The following is a 19877-nucleotide window of genomic DNA, read 5'->3' on the forward strand; positions in this document are numbered from 1 at the left end:
CAAAGACATGTTAAGAGGACTAACTACGGCGGGTCTCGGCTCGTTTGCGTCGATTGAAGAGTATATCAGAGGGGCGGCTGAGTTTGGCTTTCAGGCAGTGGATCTTAATCCGCTAGAGCTGATTCAGGAGCTTGGACAAGATAAAGCATTAGAACTGCTGGAAAGCACCGGGGTTACGATCGGTTCCTTCAGCCTGGATGTGGATTGGCGGAGCACGGAAGAGAACTTCCGGGCAGGATTGGAACAGCTTGTGCGGGTGGCAGAAGCTGCGGCTGCTCTGAATTGTAAAGCGTGTTGTACGTACATTCTACCTTCTACCGACCTGCCAGCGGCTCCGTTCATGATTGCTGCTACGCGTCGTTTGAGATTGTGCGCGGACATTTTGGGGGCGTATGGTATCTCGCTGGGTCTGGAGTTTGTCGGCAGTCAACATCTGCGTACACAGTGGGCTAATCCGTTCATCTGGACGATGGATGATACCCTCGAGTGGATGGAGGCCATCAATTCCCGTAATGTCGGACTGCTGCTCGATTCCTATCACTGGTATACGAACGAGCTGGCATTGGACGACCTACTGAAGCTCAAACCAGAGCAAATTACACATGTTCATATCAATGATGCCAAGGAACTTCCAATCCCTGAACTTCAAGATGGTGACCGTCTGTATCCTGGAGAAGGTGTGATCGATCTTGCTGGTTTCTTGGGAACGCTAGCAAAAATCGGCTATCACGGTGTTGTGGCTCAGGAAGTGCTGGCCCCAGGTAGCGGACAGACTTCGCAAGAATTGCTGGCTCGCTCCAAAGCAGGATTTGATAAAGTGTTCGCCCCACTAGGGCTATAAGCTTACAGTTAATTGCAGAGTAACAGGCGGGGTTAGCGTACGGGTACGTGAAGCCCTGCCAATAAGGAGACCTATTCATGACTGAATTCAGAGGAAAAATCGCTGCCCATGCCATCACTTGGGGCCAGAATCATCTTGAGGCCTTAACAGAGATTGGTCAGCTTGGTTTTCGCGGGATTGAACCGTGGGCGTCCTTTGCGCTCCAGTACGAAGACAACCCAGAACAGTTCAAGGAACTGCTGGCTGGACATGGAGTAGAGATCACGGGATTGTACGGCGGGATGCCGGACGGGCAGCATCGGCGTTTTGGTAACTTGGAGGACCGAGAGGACATCATTGCTCATAATGTGCGGTTGGCTCAGCTTCTCGCAAAATTAGGTGCTGAGATTCTCGTGCTGGGTCCCGGCGGAACAAGAGAGCAGCCGAGTACGCTCGAAGAACTCAAAATCGCAGCGGGAACAATCAATGAACTGGCTAAGCAGACGAAAGCGCTGGGAGTAAAGTCTTGTCTGCATCCTCACCTCTGGACGGAAGTTCAGGATCAGCATGAACTGGTGACGTTGATGGATCTGACCGATCCGGAATTCGTCTATCTGGCGCCGGATTCTGCTCATCTGCAGGGAGCGGGTATGGACCCGGCAGCGATCATCAGAACCTACCGTGACAGAGTGGCCTACGTCCACCTCAAAGACCTGACGAAGAAGTCGGAAGGCATCAATGAGAACGAACCGTTCTTTTGCGAGCTGGGCAGAGGGGCAGTCAACTTGCGTGAGGTCTTCGCGGCACTGGAAGAGATTGGGTACACTGGTTGGGTAACGCTTGAAGTGGACGAAACGACGAATACCCCGTATGATAGCATGAAGACCTGCCGTGACTATGTTGAGAAGGAATTACAGATTCCGATCAGAGCCTAAATTCGTTGCAGGATAGAGACATCGTAGAGAGAAGGGGGCTGCAGCCGTGGATCAATCTTGGATGAATACGATTTCCCCATATGTCAGAGCCGCAAGAATTCAGAATTCCTCTTCACTGGCCGGAGAGTGGATGGACCCGGACCATGTGTACACTTATATTGATCAGGGTGAGGCTGAGTTCTTTCTGAATGGTGTGAAATATTTGGTTAAGGAAGGGGATGTGCTGCTGATGCATCCCTTCATGCCTCATATCATCAGGTCATCCTCGGCGCTTCCGCTGGTGCAGTACATTCTTCACTTTGATCTCTATTATGACGAGCATAGAAGTGCGGGCCATCCTGAAGCGATGAAGCCAAGAGAGAAGGAGATGGAGCTGGCTTCTATCGCACCGGTATCCCGTTTACCTCTGGCCGACCGGATGGATATGAAGAAGAAATTCCTCATGCTGCAAAAAGAACTGAGCGATCCGTCACCGGCCAGTCCGTTGCTGCTTAAATCCATCTGTCTGGAGCTGCTCTACACGTTTATGAAGAGCCACTCGCTTCCCGGTGAGACGGAGGGCAAGTTAACCAAAGGCTGGCCGCTGCTGGAAGAGGCTATTCATTATATTCATGAGCATTATCATGACCCTCAGCTTAGTAATGAAAGCATAGGCAAGCATGCGGGAGTAACCGCGAATCATCTGTCCTATTTGTTCAAAAGCCAGCTTGGCATCACGATTCATAACTATCTGAAGCATGTCCGTATTGAACAGGCGAAGCTGCGAATTCTGCGAGGACGGCAGAATTTGACCGAGATCGCGGAGGAGACCGGGTTCTCCAGCATTCATCTGTTCAGCCGTATCTTCAAGAATTCGGTAGGCGTCATGCCCAGTAAATATGCAGCTGCACAGTCGGCGCTGAACAAGCAAGATCTCCTCAGCCGCCCGATGTAGCGGTCCCTCATCCTCATGAAGGATGAAAAATCAACCTTTCACTCAACCGGAAGGTTGATTTTTTTATGCCTGCTTTAAGCTAGGATAGGGTTCAGGAGATGATAAAAAATGGAAAATTTACTGAGTGTAAAACACCTAAAAAAAAGCTTCAAAGACCACGAAGTCTTGAAAGGCATCAGCTTCGAGGTGGTACGCGGAGAAATCCTGTGTTTCCTGGGACCCAACGGGGCGGGAAAGAGCACAACGATCAACATCCTGACAGCTGCACTGTCGAGCGATAGCGGAGAACTCTTTTATAAAGGGCATGCCCTTAGCAAGGTGTTGCGTGGATACAAAAAGAAGCTCGGCGTGGTTCCTCAGGACATCGCATTGTATGAAGAGCTATCAGCTGAGCGCAACATCCGTTTTTTCGCCGGCTTGTACGGTCTTCGTGGTCAAGAGCTAAATCGGGCTACAGATGAGGCGCTGGCTTTAGCTGGACTTGCCGACCGCCGTCATGACAAGGTGAAGACGTTCTCGGGTGGCATGAAGCGCAGACTTAATATTGCGTGTGCCATCGCCCACAACCCAGAGCTGGTAATCATGGATGAGCCTACGGTCGGAATCGATCCCCAGTCGCGCAATCACATTCTGAACAACATTCAGCAGCTGCGCGATAGCGGGATGACCGTTCTATATACGACTCATTATATGGAGGAGGTCGAGGCGATTTCATCGCGGATTATCATCATGGATCATGGTGCGATTATCGCCGAGGGTACGAAAGAGGCGCTCAAGGCAGAAATTCAGGAAGAGAAGCGCTATATCATTGAGATAGAAACGGATAAGCCAATCGAGGAGACGGCTTTCTACAGCATCACTGGTGTGAAGTCAGTCCAGATCAACGGCGCGCAGCTTGAAGTGACCTGTCTCAAAGATATAGAGAACCTGGACCGGATTATTGCGCTTCTCACGGACAGTGGGATTAGAATCCGTAATGTGGCCAGCGAGACGGCCAGCCTTGAGACAGTATTTCTCAAACTGACCGGCCGCAAGCTGCGCGATTAAGGGAGGGAGAGCATTTATGAGCGGGTTTATGCATATTTGCCGAATGGACTTCAAGAATATGATCAAGAGTCCGGTGCTGATCGGCTTTAACACCCTTTTTTTCATACTAATCGTTCTGATTATGGGCTTTCTGAATAGCGGCGCGTACCAGCACGCTTCCGATGCCTACCTTTACTACACGATCACCATTCTGGGGTACGGGATCCTGAACGGGGCAATGACGGCAACCAACATTTTTATGGAACGGGATATCAAAAAAGCGAATCTGCGCATCATTCATTCCCCGGTAGGCAGCTTTCCGATCTATTTTTCCAAAATCGTCACGTCGTGGATCTTCAATTATCTCTGTCATCTGTCGGTACTGGTTCTGCTTGTGCTCTTGCTCCATTTGGATTTTGGCGGTACACATGCGGGCTACCTGCTTCTGCTGATGGTGCCGATTGAATTCGCCGCATGCGCACTGGGCGTACTGTTCTGCTGTGTGTTCAAGGCGGAAGAAGGTGCCAGTACGCTGCTCAGCAACGTGGTTGCGATTTTCGCTTTTCTGGGCGGTACATTCTTCTCTTGGGATGGGATGGGCGGAACGATGGCACTGATCTCCAGGCTCTCTCCTATAAAATGGTTGAACGATACGTTCTTCTCCATCATTGTTGACGGGAATCTAACCTCCTTCTTACCAGTGCTGGGCGTCAGTATACTGATTTCTGTGCTACTGGTCTGGGGCTGTGTGAAGCTGTTCCGAACGGAGGATTATGTATGCTGACCATTCTAAAAAATAACTATTCCCGGATGCTCGCCCGTCTGCCACTGGTAGTGATTATGACGGTGTTGATGCTGGGCATGATTTCGCTCGCCGTGTATTTCACGGGTCTTCAGCAGGTCAGAGGCCATATTGTTCTGATTAGTGGTGCTGATACGGTACCGATTCATTCAGAACTGCTTAACATCGATATTTTGTCTAAAGAACCGCCGCGCTCCACACTTGTCAAACACCGGTATGATGCCATTGTCAAGGAGAATGGAAACGGGCAGTACGATATTACTACGCTTAAAAATGATGAATACCAAGCCATGTTGACGAACCTGCTCCAGCATCCCGAGGGTCCTGCACCAGTGCTAAAAGGGGATCGGGGAGTGGGGAGCAATATCATCGGTTTTCTAATGCTATTTTTGCTGATGAGCACGTTTATGAATCTGTTTACTTTTTCAGAGGATCGGGAGAAGGGGGAGCTTAAACGCGTTATCCTGTCACCAGTCTCCTTGATCGGCTATCTGGCTGCGCACATTCTTTACTGCATGTCCATGTTTCTACCTTTATTTTTGGCACTTGTTGTTATGAAGCTGTCGGGGCTCGCCATTGGCTTCACACTTGTGCAGTATGCTTTGCTGCTACTCGTTATTAGCGCCTTGGGCGTCTCTATCGCCTTGCTACTGTATACTCTCTTTGACAAACCGGATAATGCCTCGATGCTGGGCAACAGTGTACTGGCACTATCAACGATTCTGTCGGGAAGCTTCTATTCTTTTAGTCAAAATAACCCTGTTCTGGACACCATCGTGTCCGTTCTACCGCAAAAGCAAATCCTTAACGCAGCCGTGAATTTGGAACAACCGACCGCCGGGTTCCAGCTCTGGCCCTGGTTGTATCCGATCCTGTTGATTGGCTTGCTTCTGAGCTTCACGATCTTCAAGCTGAATAGACAATATGTTCAAAAAAGCTGATCCAGTATTGCCAAAATTACCCTCATCCACCTACAATCAGACTACATCACTAACGTTCGGGAGGATGAGATGAAACAGATAAAGGTTCAAGATTCCCTACTGCTGTCAACCAAGCTCAAACGGCCGAATCCGCGCAAAAATTATATTCCCAGACATGACTTGTTCGCCCGGCTGGAGCGTTCCGCCGAAGCGGGTGTTGTTTACGTGATGGGCGGGGCAGGCATGGGGAAAACGACGCTAGTTTCTTCTTTTCTCCAGGAGAGCGGATACTCACATACGGCCTGGCTTTCCCTTGATGAAGCCAATGATCATATCGTCTCGTTCTGGCATTATTTTATTGCTGCTGTAGGTCCGTTTTTGGGAGAGGCAAGGGAAGATATTCTGGCGCTCTTGCAGACAAGTGCCGATACAGCCCGTATGGAGCTGCTGCTTACGCATGTCATTAATGTGCTGTGCAGTGAGCAGGACTATTATGTCGTCATTGACGATATTCACTGTATAAGCAATCCGCAGCTGATAGATAGCATCGATTATTTTTTGAAGGCGATGCCGGACAATCTGCATCTCTTCCTGCTTTCCCGTGAGCACCCTAGGTTCTATCTTGGCGAGCAGGCGGTGTCGGGACAACTGCTGTTTATTGACGGGGATCAGCTTCGTTTCACGGAGGCAGAGGGGCTGCAATTTCTTAAAGAGACGCTACGGCTTGACGCGAGCGATGAAACGCTGGCGCAGATGAATACGTTCGCGGAGGGCTGGATTGGCGGGCTGCAGCTTGTCGCCGCAGCGGGGGGGAGTTATCGGGAAGGGCTGCGGGCAGTAGGGGGCGGCATTACCGCGGATTACCTGACTCGGGAAATTTTCAATCAACGAAGTGAGACAGAACGCCGATTTTTGACTCTGACTGGCATTTTATCGTATGTAGATGAAGAACTGAGCACAGCGCTTATGCCGGAGGCAGATTTTCAGACCATGATAAATACGCTGATGGGCCGGAATTTGTTCATAGTCTGCGTTGATGAAGAGCGGGGCATCTATCGTTACCACAATATCCTCGGGGAATATCTGCTGCAGCAGTTCAGAACGATTCCGCCACCCGAACAGAGGGTCTATTGGCAGTGTGCTGCACGTGTCTTGGCAGAGCGGGGCGAGGAGGAAGAGGGACTTCGTCATTTGTTTGCTGCCCACGATTATGCAGGGATAAGGGCACTGCTGCGGAAGATGAAGGAAAGTGTGGAGACGTGGATCTATATCGACAAGCTTCCTTTACCTGAACTAATGCCGGATATTAACCTCGCCATGCAATGCCTGGTGTATAATATCGGCAGCCTTCAGTTTGCACGCGCTCATGAGATTGGAAGGGCACTGGAAACTTACTATAAGGACAATGAGGTGCTGCAAGGAGTATATAATTTATACCCCTACATTAACGATACAGGGGCAGCTATGGAACTCCCCGCGCCACTCAGCCTGGAACAGGTTGAAGGGCTTGGCCTAAGTCCGGTCACAGAGTCACTGCTCTTAATCGAGAGCGCGAATATCAGCCTGAGTCAAAAACGTTATCAAGAGTGCGACCTGTTTGCCCAGCGAGCACTGAACAAGATACGGGGCGCCAATATCTGCATGGACTACTTGGGCTTGTCGTCCCGGGCGCAGCTGATGGAGGAGACGGGCAGGCTGAATGAAAGTCTGGCAACATATGAACAAATGGAGACCCTGCTGAAATCTTCTACGATAATGGATATCCTGGGCTACAATTATTATGTCAGCAGTCTCGGCGTATATCACAAGCGGATGGATCAGGAGCGTGCGCTTCAGGCACTTGAGACGATCGAGCAAATGCTGAACAACGGGTCTGTACCACCCTTTATGGTATCGATGGGATACGAATACCATGTGGCAGAGTATGCACTGTTGTTCGGGAATGTTGGTGAAGGTGTAGACACGGTCTATCGTATGGCTAAAGGCTTCTTTGCAGATAATCACCTGGGGCTTGATCGTCTGTTGTACAGTGTTCATTTAATACAGACACTCTCTCCGTCAGTAGCCGAACAGTTCATGCAGGAATTCAGACAGCAGGCAGAAGATCAGAATACGTTAGTCTCGCAGCTGTTGTATGCCAGCCTATTGGGTGCTCAGGAGCAGTTCGAACCCGCGCTGGGATTAACGGAACGGGTATTGGCTTTCTCGCGGAGCCATCAGAACCGGCTGCGCCTTGTGGAAGCCAACCTTCTGAAGATCCGCCTGCTGATTACCAAAGGCACTGTGCGGGATAAAGAGATTAACGACAGCTTACGCGAGGCGCTGCATTACGGGTATGAGAATGCCATCCTGCAGCCGTTCTATCTGGAACGTTCGGTAATCACACCGCTGCTTGAAACCTATTTCGCTGCTGCTGCAGATCAGCTCAGTGATGGTGAGCGTGAATATCTGCAGGCTGCGCTGAGTTTTACCGCGCGTCAGCCTCTACGAGCGAAGAAGGAGAAAGGACTGCTTAGTGATAGAGAGCATGAGGTGCTGTTCGAACTGGCGCAAGGCTATACCAACCCGGAAATTGCGGAGCGTTTGAGTATCTCTCTGGCCACGGTTAAGACGCATATCATTAATATTTATGGCAAGCTTGCCGTCTCTTCCCGCGTTGCAGCTGTGGAAGCGGCCCGTACGAGGGGGCTGCTTCTATAATTCTCCATCAATATGGTAAACTGTTCTTATTCAAGACACTAACTATAGGTGAGGAGGCAGCTTAAGATGGACTTGGGATTGAAGGATAAGATTGCGCTAATTACGGGTGGAAGCAAGGGGATTGGACTAGAGACGGCGATTACGCTAGCGGCGGAAGGGGCCAAGGTAGCGATTGTGGCCCGGAATTTGGAGTCGCTTCAGGCGGCAGCGGAGCGGATCAAGGAAGTGACCGGGGCAGAGGCGTTGATCCTCTCCGCCGATGTCGCGGTGGAGGCAGAGGCGCGCGGCGCAGTGGAACAAGCAGCGCGGCATTTCGGCGGACTCGACATTCTGATCAACAATGCCGGGACGTCGGCGGCGAAGCCGTTCGAAGAGGTCACAAGCGAGAGCTGGCATAGTGACCTCGATCTGAAGCTGCTGGGGTCGGTGAATACCGCCAAGGCAGCGGTACCGCATCTGCGCCAGCGCGGAGGCGGCGCGATCCTGAATGTGACGGCGATCAAGGGCAAGACGCCGTCCGCTTCGTCTCTGCCGACCTCGGTTAGCCGGGCGGCAGGCCTTGCGCTCACGAAGGCGATGAGCAAGGATCTGGCCGGGGACAATATCCGCGTCAACGCGGTGTGCATCGGCCTGATCCGCAGCGACCAGATCGAGCGTAAGTGGAAGTCTGTCGCTCCTGAGCAGAGCTGGGAGGAATTTGCTTCGAGTCCGAGCCATGGCATTCCGCTGGGACGGATTGGCCAGACGGAAGAGGCCGCAAAGGTTATAGCTTTCTTGGTCTCCGGTGCAGCTTCTTATGTAACAGGAACCGCCGTGAATATTGACGGTGGCTCATCGGCAGTGTTGTAGAGAAACGGACGTAATGGGTGGATTCGACACCATATGATTATGAAAAGAGCAATTTTTCAGGCCGCTTGGCCTAGAAATTGCTCTTTTTTGCGTATAAGCACAAAAAAATACGTTTGACAAGTGATAAACTGAACTATTTTACCTGGTAAGTGTCACTTATAATAAACACGATAATGAAAGGAGAGTACCCTTTATGCCCATCAAGATTATCACTGACAGCGGTTCCGATCTGCCTCTTGATTACATTGACAAGTACGATATTTCCGTGATCCAACTGCCGGTTCACTTCGGACATGAAGCCATGCCGGAAGGAGCAGAAGTAGCGGAATTCTACGAGAGAATGCGCAATTCCAAGGAACTGCCAACGACAGCTAGTCCGAGTCCGATGGATTTTCTGGAAGCGTTTAAGAAAGTGGAGGAAGGCACCGATATCATGGTCATCTGCATGTCCTCTAATATCAGCAGCACGTATCAGACTGCCGTAATTGCCAAGGAGATGTATGAGGATGAAGGGTATCCGAATGCTATTGAAGTTATAGATTCGAAGAGCTTCTCCGGGGGACTCAACGTCGTTCTGGCCCAAGCGGGGAAATGGTCACAATCTTATACCACCTTACAGGATCTGAAGGAAAAGGTTGTTCAGCAGAGCGAAGAAGTTAACGCCCTGTTCACACTGGACACGCTCGAGAATGTAATTAAGGGTGGACGGCTCAATCGACTGTCCGGCGCAGTAGCGTCTGTGCTGAACATCAAGCTCTTGCTCAAGATCGGGGATGACGGCACGGTAGAGGTGGTCGAGAAGACGCGCGGTCTTCCGAAAGCGCTAAACCAGCTGCTGGCCCGGCTTGAAGAGAAGCAGCATGATTACGAGAAGGGAGTCCTTGCGATTGTTCACAGTAATTGTGAGAAGCTGGCTCTTGAGATCAAGGAACGAATTCTGGAGCGCCACCCCTTCAAGGAGGTTGTATTCTCTTGTATGGGACCTGTGATGGGGACCTATGCCGGTGAAGGCGGAATCGGGGTTGCTTTTTAAATAAAAGAACAATATGAACAATCGTACATGGGGATAATATCCTGTGTACGATTTTTTGCTACAATCGTGGAATGTTAATAATTTAGCTAATCTTTAGATTCCGTTTAGATGAGATTTAGAATGGCAGGATATAGTTAAGGTGCCAGGGTCCTGCATTTTAGAGATATACCCAAGAGACCGATCTGGCCGGGATTACTATACAGATATAGATACATAAAGGGGGATCAACGTGTATACCATTCTGATTGCCGACGACGAGACAGAGATCGTGGAATTACTGCAGCTCTATTTGGAGAAGGAGTACAATATTCTGGAGGCACACAGCGGCACACAGGCACTACAGCTGATGCAGTCGAATCACATCGATCTGGCAATACTCGATATTATGATGCCAGGTATGGACGGGTTGCAATTGTTGAAAAGAATTCGTGAAACGCATTTCTTCCCGGTTCTGTTCCTGTCCGCCAAGAGCCAATACCATGACAAGATTCTCGGCCTTGAACTGGGCGCCGATGATTATATTGCCAAGCCCTTCAATCCTCTGGAAATTGTCGCCCGGGTGGGTGCGCTGCTGCGCCGGGTGAATCATTTTGACGCCCCACCCGCAGAGGAGAAGAAACCGAACGAACGGATTGAGCTCGGTAGTCTTGTACTGGATCGCAGCGAATGCGTGCTTTACCGCTCTGGGGAGAAGGTCGCCTTGACCTCGACCGAATATAAGATCCTTGAGCTGCTGATGGAACAACCAGGACGCGTATTTACCCGCAAAAAGATATATGAGGCCGTATGGGAAGATTTCTATGTGTATGAGGATAACAGCATCATGGTGCATATCAGTAACATTCGTGACAAAATCGAACGCGATTCCAAAAAACCGGAGTATTTGAAGACGATTCGCGGATTGGGGTACAAATTTGAAGCGCCCGTGGAAAACTAGAGATCAGAGACCGCTGCACATTTCCCTTACACTAGACTTCTTGCTATTCAACTGTATGTTGCTGATGCTCGTGCTGGGCGTCTATATTTTCATCAATATTGATGTCACTATTAATTCCGGTAAAAATGTCATCGCCGACGCCAACCTGAAGATAGAAGCCCGTGAATATCGGGGGCAGCCGGCAAACGGGATTGAAAATCGGCGTCTGCTGGAAAGTGGCGGATGGCTGGAGGTCCTTGATAATGATAGGAACGTTGTGAGCACCATTGGTGAGAAAAGAGACGAAGTAACTCAGTATACCGAGGACGGTATTTACGAAGCGCTGGAAAATAGGAAAGATCAGGCCTACTACTACTCCATGGCTCGTATGGATGAGGCGCATCATGAAGCTGGATGGCTGCTGCTCAAAATTCCGCGTGAGCGGGTGAAGATATCCATCAATAGTGATCCGTTGGAGCTTTACCTGAATCAATCGATATCTTTCTATGTCTTTGTCGGTACCGGACTGATCATTCTGCTGACAGTAATCTACAGTTATTGGGTGGCCCGTCGGATCAAGAAGCCGCTGCGTATCATTACCTTGGGACTTAACCAGATGACCGAGGGGAATTACAGCATGCGGATCAAGTTATATGCCGAGAAAGAATTTGCCCGTATCGGTGACACTTTCAACTATATGGCGGGTATGATCGAGAGAACCACACGTGAAAAGGCTCAAGCTGAGGAGAGTAAGCAGCAGCTGATGGTGGACCTGTCCCATGACTTGAAGACACCGATAACGAGCATCCAGGGCTATGCCCAGGCGCTTGTGGAGGGTCGCGGGGAGGACAAGGAGCGGCAGACACGTTATTTGACCTACATTTATAACAAATCGTCACAGGTCACCAAGTTAATCCAGAATACTCTGGAACTGCTGAAGATTGATTCACCGGACTTCCTGCTGCGGGTGGAGCGCCAGGAGCTGGGAGATTTTCTGCGGGAGATTGTAGCGGAGACCTACGGGGAGATTGAGCAAAAGAACTTCGATCTGAAGCTGAATGTTCCTGATCATGAAGTTATGGCCAGTTTTGATGCCGAGCTGCTGTCCCGGGTAATTCATAATCTTATCGCCAACGCTTTGGCTTATAACCCTCCGGGAACAAGGCTGCGTGTTGAGCTGATGCCCTCAGAAGATAAGGTAGCGATTGAGATTGCCGACAACGGTATTGGTATTCCGCAGGAACTGTGGCCGACCATCTTCGATCCGTTTGTCCGTGGGGATGAGGCTCGCACAGCCAGCGGGGGGACTGGACTTGGGCTGTCCATCGCTAAGCGCAATACAGAGAAAATGGGTGGCACACTTCATCTGAGCCGCAAGGGCAAGGATGCGACGATTTTTACAATTGAGATACCTAAATAGAGAATTTAGAGGATTGGAGGGGTATAGTGGCGAAATTGAACGTGTTCATTCGTGTTTGTATTGCTATTCTGCTGGTGCTGGGCATTGTGTATGTCAGCACCTTGGTGGATTTTATTTTCAAACCGGTGCTATCCTTGTTTAGTGTAATTATCATTCCATTGATGCTGGCGGGATTCTTCTATTATCTGCTGCGTCCGCTGATCAATGCCATGGAGAGGCGCAGGATCAATCGATCTATCTCCATACTGATTGTCTATGTAGTGATAGCGCTGCTGCTACTGGTGTTTAGCATTGGTGTATTCCCATCCCTGCGCACACAGCTGGTGAACCTGGTGAATAACGCACCAAGTCTCTTCGCCAACATGAACGAGGAGATTCGCAAGTTAGGGGAGATCAAATGGCTCTCGTCCCTGCTACCGGGAGATTTTAGCCCTCTGACCCAGGTGACAGATTATCTGAACAAAGGCTTCAACTTGTTGACCAACTATGTTTCCGGCCTGTTCTCTTTCGTGTCTAATTTTGCCGTTATTCTATTTACCTTCCCGATCATTCTGTTCTATATGCTCAAGGAAGGTGGCAAGTTCGGACGGAGGATCGTAGGCTTCATGCCGCAGCGTTACAAGGATGTAGGCACAACGATGATGAGTGAGATCGACAGTGCGCTTAGCAACTTTATCGTAGGCAGAGTGCTGGTGAATCTGGCGCTGGGTGTACTTATGTACATCGGTTTTCTGATTATTGGCTTGCCGTATGCGCTGCTGCTTACCCTTATCGCGGTTGTCATGAACTTCGTGCCGTTTATCGGGGCGATCCTGTCGAGTGTGCCGATCTTTATCGTAGGTCTGATTCAGTCGCCGTCAACAGCGATTTGGTCGATTGTGATCATTCTGATTGCTCAGCAGATCCAGGATAACCTGGTTGCGCCGTATATTTTCGGCAAAAAGCTGGATATACACCCGCTTACCACGATTATTCTTGTGCTGGTAGGTGGCGATTTGGGCGGGATACTTGCGATCATTTTAATTATTCCGGTATATCTGATACTTAAGATCATTGCAGTGAAGCTGTACGAAATATTTGTCTTACAACGGAAGACAGTCGTTCCAGATGGGGGACTTTCCGAACCTGCAGAATAGGAGTGATGTACTATGTTAAAAGAATTCAAAGAAGGTTTTGTGCATATTTCTGATACGGTGGTAACCAAAATTGTGGGGCTCGCGACAATAGAGACGCCCGGTATTGCTTCCATGTCCAAGACGATTTCAGAGGGACTGACCAAACGGCTGAGCGGTAAGGGTGGTCAGGAAGGCATCACTATTGAAGTAAAGGAGCGGGAGGTGGAGGTGGACCTGCGGATCGTGGTCAGCTATGGCTACAAAATTCATGAGGTTTGCCAAACCGTGCAGCAAAATGTGCGCGATGCTGTTGAGACGATGATGGGGTTATCGCTCGTGTCGGTTAATGTTAGAGTTGAAGGGATTGCGATCAGTTAGGAAGGCTGCACGGGATGAATCTTTGATTGGCCGATGATGGGCATAGGCACCAATGGATGGGCTACTGCATAGGATGGAGCAAATTCATCTGTGGAGGTCATTAACCTATGTCGATATATAATACTGGCCAACAGCCAGGCGTGATTTATCAGGCCGATCCGGCTGTGATTCGGCAGCTGCAAGGGGTCCGCGATTCGCTGCACCAATCAACCAAGCCACATATCAATCGCCAGGTGAGAGTACAAACAGCAGACGGGCTGGTTCATGAGGGTACCATTGCTGGCGTGGACAGCAAGCATCTGTATCTCAATGTGGCGGTGAATGCAGATGCATCCCGCGGATTCTTCAGTCCTTATGCTACTCCTTATCCTTATCCGGGTTATTCCAGCAGCGCGATCTTGCCGCTGGTGCTGTATGAGCTGCTGGTTATCTCATTGCTGTAAAGTTATAGGGAGTTAAATGAGGTAACTGCTTGTTTCTTCGCTATCTGAAGGTGACCGCTGGCGCTGTATGAGTTGCTCGGTCACCAAGCTGTAAAGCGATAGTTTGTGAGATAAAGAAACCGTGTGTTTGTTGATTGCTGCTTAAAGGGTGCTGCCAGTGGGCAGCATCCTTTTTTGTCTGTATTTTTCCGGCATGCTATCAAACGTAGTAAATGAAACTCACCATCGCATGCGAATGTGAATGTGAAAGTGAATGCGGCCCGAACTATCGAGTAACATCTGTTCATCTCGTAAGTGGGGGTGTGACCCATCACAACTTGAGATTTGTGAGGGATTTCAACTAAAATTTTAGGCTGTGATTTAACAGGAAAATATCAGACTGCCCAGAAACATCATTCTCTACGATTGTTGATGCGAAATAGCCTTATAAATCAGGCTCAGCTTCATCATCAATCCTTGTCAAAACCACTACTTCAGAAGGTTGGAGACGTATGCATGGGGGCTAACGGACCCCAGCGTCGTTATTTACACATCAACCAGCTTCTGGAACATGTAACGGACTCAAGTGCCGCTATTTCCTCCCAAACCGTGGATTTTACACCCGATTTATGCTCATAGCGTCTCTGGAGTCCGTTATTTTCTGGAACGGTCGGTGGTTAGGAAATAACGTATCTGAGGTCCGTTACCAGATGGATCAAGAAGCAAGTCCTGATTTCGAGATCGGTTCATTCATCAAGGGTTTAATTATCGATTTTCTCAAAACATCTACTTTCTCAACAGTCTGAGTTTTTCCAGTTATTCATTCGCTACAATTATTTTCATCGGCATTGGCTCCAGCATTGACAGAAGTATCACATCAGCATTTGCGACAATGTAGATATCTGCATCAGCATCGGCGTCGCCCTAAGCATCAACGTAGGTATCTGAAGTAGCTTTGGCGTCAGCCCCAACATCAACTTAGGTGTCTGTATCAACATGAGTATCGGTGTCAGCCCCAACATCAACTTAGGTGTCTGTATCAACATGAGTATCGGCGTCGACCCCAGCATCAACTTAGATATCTGTATCAACATCAGTATCGGCGTCGGCCCCAGCATTAACGTAGGTAATCTACATCAGCATCTGACCCGAAGCATTCTCACTGCACAGGTGTTTTAAAAGTTAACTTTAGGATTGAGCCCTTTTTCCGCATCCTTATAAAATCCTGAAAATTATCCTTTACGCTGAGAACACAGAAAGGATGATGAAGGATGAAGGATTGGATACTGGAAACACAGAACTTAGGTAAGAGCTTCGGCAAGCAGCAGGCGGTGCAAAATATCAGCTTATCTGTACAGCGAAATAGTGTGTATGGCTTGCTTGGACCCAATGGTGCAGGAAAATCGACTATTTTGAAAATGTTAACTGGCCTCCTTAGACCGACCTCGGGCAAGATCATATTCAACGGTCACGACTGGAGCCGCCGCGACCTGGGGAGCATCGGGGCGCTGATTGAGAGTCCGCCCTTGTATGAGAATTTGACGGCAAAGGAGAATCTGCGTGTGCGGACGACGCTCCTGGGTCTGCCGGAGAAGCGCATTGACGAAGTACTGCATACGGTTGATTTGATCGGAACGGGCTCTAAGCGGGCAGGGAATTTTTCGATGGGGATGAAGCAGCGTCTGGGGATTGCGATCGCCCTGCTGAACCATCCGCGCCTGCTGATTCTGGATGAGCCGACGAACGGACTTGACCCTATCGGCATTCAGGAACTGAGAGGGTTGATCCGGGAGCTACCAGCGCAAGGCATCACGGTTATTTTATCCAGCCATATTCTCTCTGAGGTCGAGCAGGTTGTGGATGAGATCGGAATTATTGCCGGAGGTGTGCTTGGCTATCAGGGACCCGCTGTTGCCGAGCACAATCTGGAAGCTTTATTCATGCAGGTGGCCGCGGCTCACAGAAGGACAGGTGAGTAGAATGTTAAGTTACTTAGCTGCTGAACGAATCAAGCTCAAGCGTACTTTTGCACGAAAGACCGTGTGGATCATGCCGTTACTTACCCTGTTGATCGCCTTCGGGTTAATGGGCGGCCCATTGTATCAAGCAGGGGTATATAACTGGTGGTACGTAATTATGCTGCCTGGAGCGCTAACGCTATTCTGTTCGCTGGTGATCCAACGAGACGCACGAATGAGGTTCCGCGGAGTCTTGGTTCTGCCGGTGAATGCACGCCGAATCTGGCTGGGTAAAGCGCTGGTGTCCATGCTGTGGTTACTAGTGGTTAATCTCGTTCTTTTTGTCGGAGCGTTCTTAGGTGGAGAACTTCTAGGTCAGACCGTTGCTCCGGGTCAAGGATTTTTTGGTTTAATGGCACTGGGCGTTATGTTGGCATGGCAGATTCCGCTATGTATGTTCCTGGTGTTGAAGTGCGGCCTGTTTGTGACGATTTTGATCAACCTTGCGGGAAATCTTCTGTTAGGTATTATGTTTGCCACGCGTGACACGTGGTGGGCGGTTCCGTATGCGATTCCAATCCGGGTTATGACCCCTATCTTAAGGATTCAACCTAATGGAGTTCCGGCTCAGGCAGACAATCCGCTGCTGAATCCAGCCGTCATTGTTCCAGGAATTCTGATTTCGCTGGCCCTGTGTGGATTGCTGCTCTGGCTGACTGCGCTGTGGTTTTGTAAGCGGGAGGTTAGATAAATGATGCGGTTTGATCGTATACTGCTTGCGGATCTGCTCAAAATCAGGCGCACACCGCTGCTGTGGATTCATCTTTTCCTGCCACTGCTGGCTGCCGGGGGGCTAGTTGGCTACGCCGCGATCTCGTCGCTAGACACACTGAGCATCACTGTTGCTTTTATGGAGCTGCTTGGGGTGGCTCTCCCGCTCGTAATTGGCGTGCTGACGGCTATGCTGGCTGAGCAGGAAGCAACTGCGGGTGGATTCCAGAACTTACTGACTACTTCCACACCGAAGCTGCTGGCTTTTCTCAGCAAGCTATGTCTGCTGCTTCTAATGGGTTTTGTCTCAATAATGCTGGCAGTAGGCGGGTTCGGCACGGGTCTAAAGGTTCTACTGCATCGAGAGGGGCCTACCTGGGATTTCTATGTGATTTCCGCTTGTGTGCTTGCGGGGAGCTGCATCATCCTGTATATTGTTCACTTGATGATAAGTCTGTGCTTTGGGCAAGGGGCTTCCATTGGGCTTGGGATCACAGGAAGTCTATTGACTGCATTGCTTCTAACAGGGCTTGGGGATGGTATTTGGCCTCTAATGCCGCACAGCTGGCCGATTCGCTTACCTATCATATGGGTACTGTACTCAGGGAACCAGCCCATGAGTGACTTTCTATTCACCCAGCTGCGCAGCGTGATCTGGATTGGCACTGTGGCGACTGCAGGTCTGCTGCTGTTGTCCTGTGTATGGTTTACGCGCTGGGAAGGTCGTAAGTCAGAAGCTTAGAAACGAAGGGTGAAAAGGGGGAGGGGAATGGCGCGAATATTGGCTGTAGATGATGAACCGGGCATTCTGATGCTCATCCGAAATATTTTGATCAAGGATGGACATCACGTGACTGCAATTTCCCGGCCCGAAGAGGTCTCTGCAATGGACCTTGGGAATTTTGATCTCATCCTGCTCGATATTATGATGCCGGGCATGGATGGTTTTATACTCTGTGAGAGCATCCGGGGCCGTGTTGATTGCCCCATCCTCTTTCTGACCGCGAAGACGCTGGAAGAGGATATTATGTATGGGTTGGGGCAAGGAGCGGACGATTACCTACTGAAGCCCTTCGGAACTGGTGAACTACGAGCAAGAGTGAATGCCCATTTGCGGAGAGAACGGCGCGAGCGACGCAGTATGCTGAGTATCGGTGAGATGCAGTTTAACCTGTCAGGTAAAGAATTACTGATTCGGGAGGAGAAAGTACCGCTTACCAAGAGCGAATATCAAATCTGTGAGTTTCTTGCCCGCCACCGCGGGCAGGTTTTTTCTAAGGATTCAATCTATGAAGCGGTGTTCGGCTATGATGGGGAGAGCGATAGCTCTGCCGTAGCAGAGCATGTCAAAAATATCCGGGCCAAGCTGTTAAAGTATGTACAGGCTCCGATTGAGACGGTCTGGGGGATCGGATACAAATGGAGAGCGTAAACCACAAGGTGCGTAAGTCGTTGTCGCTGCGAACTATTTTTTTAAGATACCTAGTATTATTGTGTGGCGGAATGCTGCTCTGGCTCGGTATCCTGGCAGTTGTTTATATGGCAGCTGTCGCTACAGGCGGCATTCTGCCTGCCAATTACGTGGAGCAGCAGATTACTGCAGCCAAGGAAGAGATGATCGCAACTCCCCATATTACCAGAGAGCAGATTCCTTCACTGGCTGAATACGCGCTTTTTACTCGTGATGGAAAGTACATTAACGGAAGTCTGAATGCCGGACAGGCACGAGATGCCTGGAATTCACTCATTTCCGGTAGTCGGGGAGGGTTAGGCGGCTATTATAACCTGATTCCACGGGAAAAGTATGGGGAGACGCTGCTGCTCAAATACACCATCGTTATGCAGTTCAACTCACCCTGGCTAAGAGCCTATCTGCCCAATCCTGAATTGTTGGGTATTGTTCTGCTTGTGGGCGGCTTTTTGCTGCAAATTGTCCTATATTCCTATTTGTCAGGTCGGAAGCTGGCGAGGAAAATGCAAGGGTTGGAGACTGTCATCGGCAAGATACAGAACCAGAACCTTGAGTTTACAGTGGAATCCAGCGGTGTGAAGGAGATCGATGCGGTTCTCGGCTCTCTCAATAAAATGAAGAATGAACTGAAGACATCCTTGCAGCAGCAGTGGGAGGAGCAGCAGTCCAGACGAGAGCAAATCTCCGCCTTGGCTCATGATATCAAAACCCCGCTCACCATTATTCGCGGCAATGCCGAGCTGCTGAGCGAGACGGCCCAAGATGAGACGCAGCAGGAGTATAACCGTTATATCCTGAACAGTACAGCACAGCTTGAACGGTATGCCAAGGTATTGCTAGACATCACGGCAACAGATCAAGGGCTTAAGCTGCAGAAGATACAGATCGAGACGCAAAGCTTTCTCGCTGAGATAAAGGAGCAATTGAAGGCGGCGACTGTGGCAAAGCGCATTGAAGTTGAGGTTGCCCTGCGTGTGAGCCAACTGCCCAAAAGTTTGAGACTAGACAAAGAACTGTTTCAGCGTGCGCTGCTTAATGTGCTGATGAATGCCATTGAGTACACGCCAGAGCAAGGAAGGATTAAATTGACGGTGAAAGAGAGTGCGGCTGCTGTTCGTTTTATAGTAAGTGATAGCGGTCCGGGGTTAGCGTCTGCCGATCTGCGAGAGGCCACCAAGCAGTTCTATATGGGAGACCGAAGCCGAAGTGCCGGTGAGCATTACGGGATGGGGCTCTATATCACGGAGAGCATTATGACAAAGCATGGCGGACGGCTGCTTCTGGAGAATGACGAGGATCTGAGTGGAGCGAAAGTGACGCTGGAATTGCCCTTGTCTTCCTGATGAATTAAGGCTAAGAGGTATTTTCACCTTTACAAAAATAAAAGACGATACCGCTCTTAAGCGA

At 49.8% G+C, this 19877-nt stretch carries 20 protein-coding genes; all 20 read left to right on the top strand.

Annotated elements, in window-relative coordinates; translation table 11 throughout:
- The first annotated feature begins 7 nt into the window (after window positions 1-7).
- The 20 genes from AC3Y23_RS05850 (at window position 8) to AC3Y23_RS05945 (ending at window position 19813) form a co-directional block, all read left to right on the top strand.
- Entirely contained in the window at window positions 8-841 is an 834-nt protein-coding gene (locus AC3Y23_RS05850; RefSeq protein ID WP_379196601.1) for a sugar phosphate isomerase/epimerase family protein, read from the top strand.
- Between the two features lie 77 nt (window positions 842-918).
- Complete coding sequence (locus tag AC3Y23_RS05855; RefSeq protein WP_379196603.1) at window positions 919-1755, top strand: sugar phosphate isomerase/epimerase family protein; 837 nt, start codon at window positions 919-921, stop codon at window positions 1753-1755.
- 46 nt (window positions 1756-1801) lie between these two features.
- Window positions 1802-2689, top strand: a complete 888-nt coding sequence (locus AC3Y23_RS05860) for an AraC family transcriptional regulator (protein WP_379196605.1) — start codon at window positions 1802-1804, stop codon at window positions 2687-2689.
- Window positions 2690-2797: 108 nt separating this feature from the next.
- Window positions 2798-3736 carry an ABC transporter ATP-binding protein gene (locus AC3Y23_RS05865; RefSeq protein WP_379196608.1) on the top strand — a complete coding sequence of 313 codons (939 nt, stop codon included), beginning with the start codon at window positions 2798-2800 and terminating at the stop codon, window positions 3734-3736.
- Between the two features lie 28 nt (window positions 3737-3764).
- Window positions 3765-4499 carry an ABC transporter permease gene (locus AC3Y23_RS05870; RefSeq protein WP_379197130.1) on the top strand — a complete coding sequence of 245 codons (735 nt, stop codon included), beginning with the start codon at window positions 3765-3767 and terminating at the stop codon, window positions 4497-4499.
- On the top strand, window positions 4493-5458 hold the full coding sequence (locus AC3Y23_RS05875) for an ABC transporter permease (RefSeq protein WP_379196610.1): 966 nt from the start codon (window positions 4493-4495) through the stop codon (window positions 5456-5458). Before AC3Y23_RS05870 ends, AC3Y23_RS05875 begins: the two co-directional genes overlap by 7 nt.
- Window positions 5459-5527: 69 nt before the next feature.
- A complete protein-coding gene (locus tag AC3Y23_RS05880; RefSeq protein WP_379196612.1) occupies window positions 5528-8137 on the top strand; it encodes a winged helix-turn-helix domain-containing protein in 2610 nt (869 codons plus the stop codon).
- 66 nt (window positions 8138-8203) lie between these two features.
- Window positions 8204-8986 (top strand): SDR family NAD(P)-dependent oxidoreductase, encoded by a 783-nt coding sequence (locus AC3Y23_RS05885; protein WP_379196614.1) that lies wholly within the window; start codon window positions 8204-8206, stop codon window positions 8984-8986.
- Between the two features lie 193 nt (window positions 8987-9179).
- On the top strand, window positions 9180-10019 hold the full coding sequence (locus AC3Y23_RS05890; RefSeq protein WP_379196616.1) for a DegV family protein: 840 nt from the start codon (window positions 9180-9182) through the stop codon (window positions 10017-10019).
- 229 nt (window positions 10020-10248) lie between these two features.
- The gene (locus tag AC3Y23_RS05895) at window positions 10249-10956 is read left to right on the top strand and encodes a response regulator transcription factor (RefSeq protein ID WP_379196618.1); all 708 of its coding nucleotides are present in this window, start codon (window positions 10249-10251) and stop codon (window positions 10954-10956) included.
- A gap of 55 nt (window positions 10957-11011) precedes the next feature.
- Window positions 11012-12355, top strand: a complete 1344-nt coding sequence (locus AC3Y23_RS05900; protein WP_379196620.1) for a sensor histidine kinase — start codon at window positions 11012-11014, stop codon at window positions 12353-12355.
- 26 nt (window positions 12356-12381) lie between these two features.
- The gene (locus AC3Y23_RS05905; protein WP_379196622.1) at window positions 12382-13491 is read left to right on the top strand and encodes an AI-2E family transporter; all 1110 of its coding nucleotides are present in this window, start codon (window positions 12382-12384) and stop codon (window positions 13489-13491) included.
- A 12-nt stretch (window positions 13492-13503) separates the two neighbouring features.
- On the top strand, window positions 13504-13848 hold the full coding sequence (locus AC3Y23_RS05910) for an Asp23/Gls24 family envelope stress response protein (RefSeq protein ID WP_379196624.1): 345 nt from the start codon (window positions 13504-13506) through the stop codon (window positions 13846-13848).
- A 107-nt stretch (window positions 13849-13955) separates the two neighbouring features.
- Entirely contained in the window at window positions 13956-14291 is a 336-nt protein-coding gene (locus AC3Y23_RS05915; protein WP_379196626.1) for an acetyl-CoA acetyltransferase, read from the top strand.
- Window positions 14292-15314: 1023 nt separating this feature from the next.
- A complete protein-coding gene (locus AC3Y23_RS05920; RefSeq protein WP_379196628.1) occupies window positions 15315-15449 on the top strand; it encodes a hypothetical protein in 135 nt (44 codons plus the stop codon).
- Window positions 15450-15541: 92 nt separating this feature from the next.
- Entirely contained in the window at window positions 15542-16249 is a 708-nt protein-coding gene (locus tag AC3Y23_RS05925) for a lantibiotic protection ABC transporter ATP-binding protein (RefSeq protein WP_379196630.1), read from the top strand.
- A gap of 1 nt (window position 16250) precedes the next feature.
- Window positions 16251-16979 (top strand): lantibiotic immunity ABC transporter MutE/EpiE family permease subunit, encoded by a 729-nt coding sequence (locus AC3Y23_RS05930; RefSeq protein ID WP_379197132.1) that lies wholly within the window; start codon window positions 16251-16253, stop codon window positions 16977-16979.
- A complete protein-coding gene (locus AC3Y23_RS05935; protein ID WP_379196632.1) occupies window positions 16980-17741 on the top strand; it encodes a lantibiotic immunity ABC transporter MutG family permease subunit in 762 nt (253 codons plus the stop codon).
- 27 nt (window positions 17742-17768) lie between these two features.
- Window positions 17769-18431, top strand: coding sequence for a response regulator transcription factor (locus AC3Y23_RS05940; protein WP_379196634.1), 663 nt, complete (start codon window positions 17769-17771; stop codon window positions 18429-18431).
- Window positions 18419-19813 (top strand): sensor histidine kinase, encoded by a 1395-nt coding sequence (locus tag AC3Y23_RS05945; RefSeq protein ID WP_379196636.1) that lies wholly within the window; start codon window positions 18419-18421, stop codon window positions 19811-19813. Before AC3Y23_RS05940 ends, AC3Y23_RS05945 begins: the two co-directional genes overlap by 13 nt.
- The last annotated feature ends 64 nt before the right edge of the window (window positions 19814-19877 follow it).

It is taken from the genome of Paenibacillus sp. MAHUQ-45, assembly GCF_058133325.1.

Coding starts and splice junctions, on each gene's coding strand:
- AC3Y23_RS05855 (WP_379196603.1), top strand. CDS start 919: ATGACTGAATTCAGAGGAAAAATCGCTGCCCATGCCATCACTTGGGGC.
- AC3Y23_RS05925 (WP_379196630.1), top strand. CDS start 15,542: ATGAAGGATTGGATACTGGAAACACAGAACTTAGGTAAGAGCTTCGGC.
- AC3Y23_RS05920 (WP_379196628.1), top strand. CDS start 15,315: ATGAGTATCGGCGTCGACCCCAGCATCAACTTAGATATCTGTATCAAC.
- AC3Y23_RS05890 (WP_379196616.1), top strand. CDS start 9,180: ATGCCCATCAAGATTATCACTGACAGCGGTTCCGATCTGCCTCTTGAT.
- AC3Y23_RS05940 (WP_379196634.1), top strand. CDS start 17,769: ATGGCGCGAATATTGGCTGTAGATGATGAACCGGGCATTCTGATGCTC.
- AC3Y23_RS05910 (WP_379196624.1), top strand. CDS start 13,504: ATGTTAAAAGAATTCAAAGAAGGTTTTGTGCATATTTCTGATACGGTG.
- AC3Y23_RS05915 (WP_379196626.1), top strand. CDS start 13,956: ATGTCGATATATAATACTGGCCAACAGCCAGGCGTGATTTATCAGGCC.
- AC3Y23_RS05880 (WP_379196612.1), top strand. CDS start 5,528: ATGAAACAGATAAAGGTTCAAGATTCCCTACTGCTGTCAACCAAGCTC.
- AC3Y23_RS05850 (WP_379196601.1), top strand. CDS start 8: ATGTTAAGAGGACTAACTACGGCGGGTCTCGGCTCGTTTGCGTCGATT.
- AC3Y23_RS05935 (WP_379196632.1), top strand. CDS start 16,980: ATGATGCGGTTTGATCGTATACTGCTTGCGGATCTGCTCAAAATCAGG.
- AC3Y23_RS05875 (WP_379196610.1), top strand. CDS start 4,493: ATGCTGACCATTCTAAAAAATAACTATTCCCGGATGCTCGCCCGTCTG.
- AC3Y23_RS05900 (WP_379196620.1), top strand. CDS start 11,012: ATGTTGCTGATGCTCGTGCTGGGCGTCTATATTTTCATCAATATTGAT.
- AC3Y23_RS05865 (WP_379196608.1), top strand. CDS start 2,798: ATGGAAAATTTACTGAGTGTAAAACACCTAAAAAAAAGCTTCAAAGAC.
- AC3Y23_RS05885 (WP_379196614.1), top strand. CDS start 8,204: ATGGACTTGGGATTGAAGGATAAGATTGCGCTAATTACGGGTGGAAGC.
- AC3Y23_RS05870 (WP_379197130.1), top strand. CDS start 3,765: ATGCATATTTGCCGAATGGACTTCAAGAATATGATCAAGAGTCCGGTG.
- AC3Y23_RS05945 (WP_379196636.1), top strand. CDS start 18,419: ATGGAGAGCGTAAACCACAAGGTGCGTAAGTCGTTGTCGCTGCGAACT.
- AC3Y23_RS05930 (WP_379197132.1), top strand. CDS start 16,251: ATGTTAAGTTACTTAGCTGCTGAACGAATCAAGCTCAAGCGTACTTTT.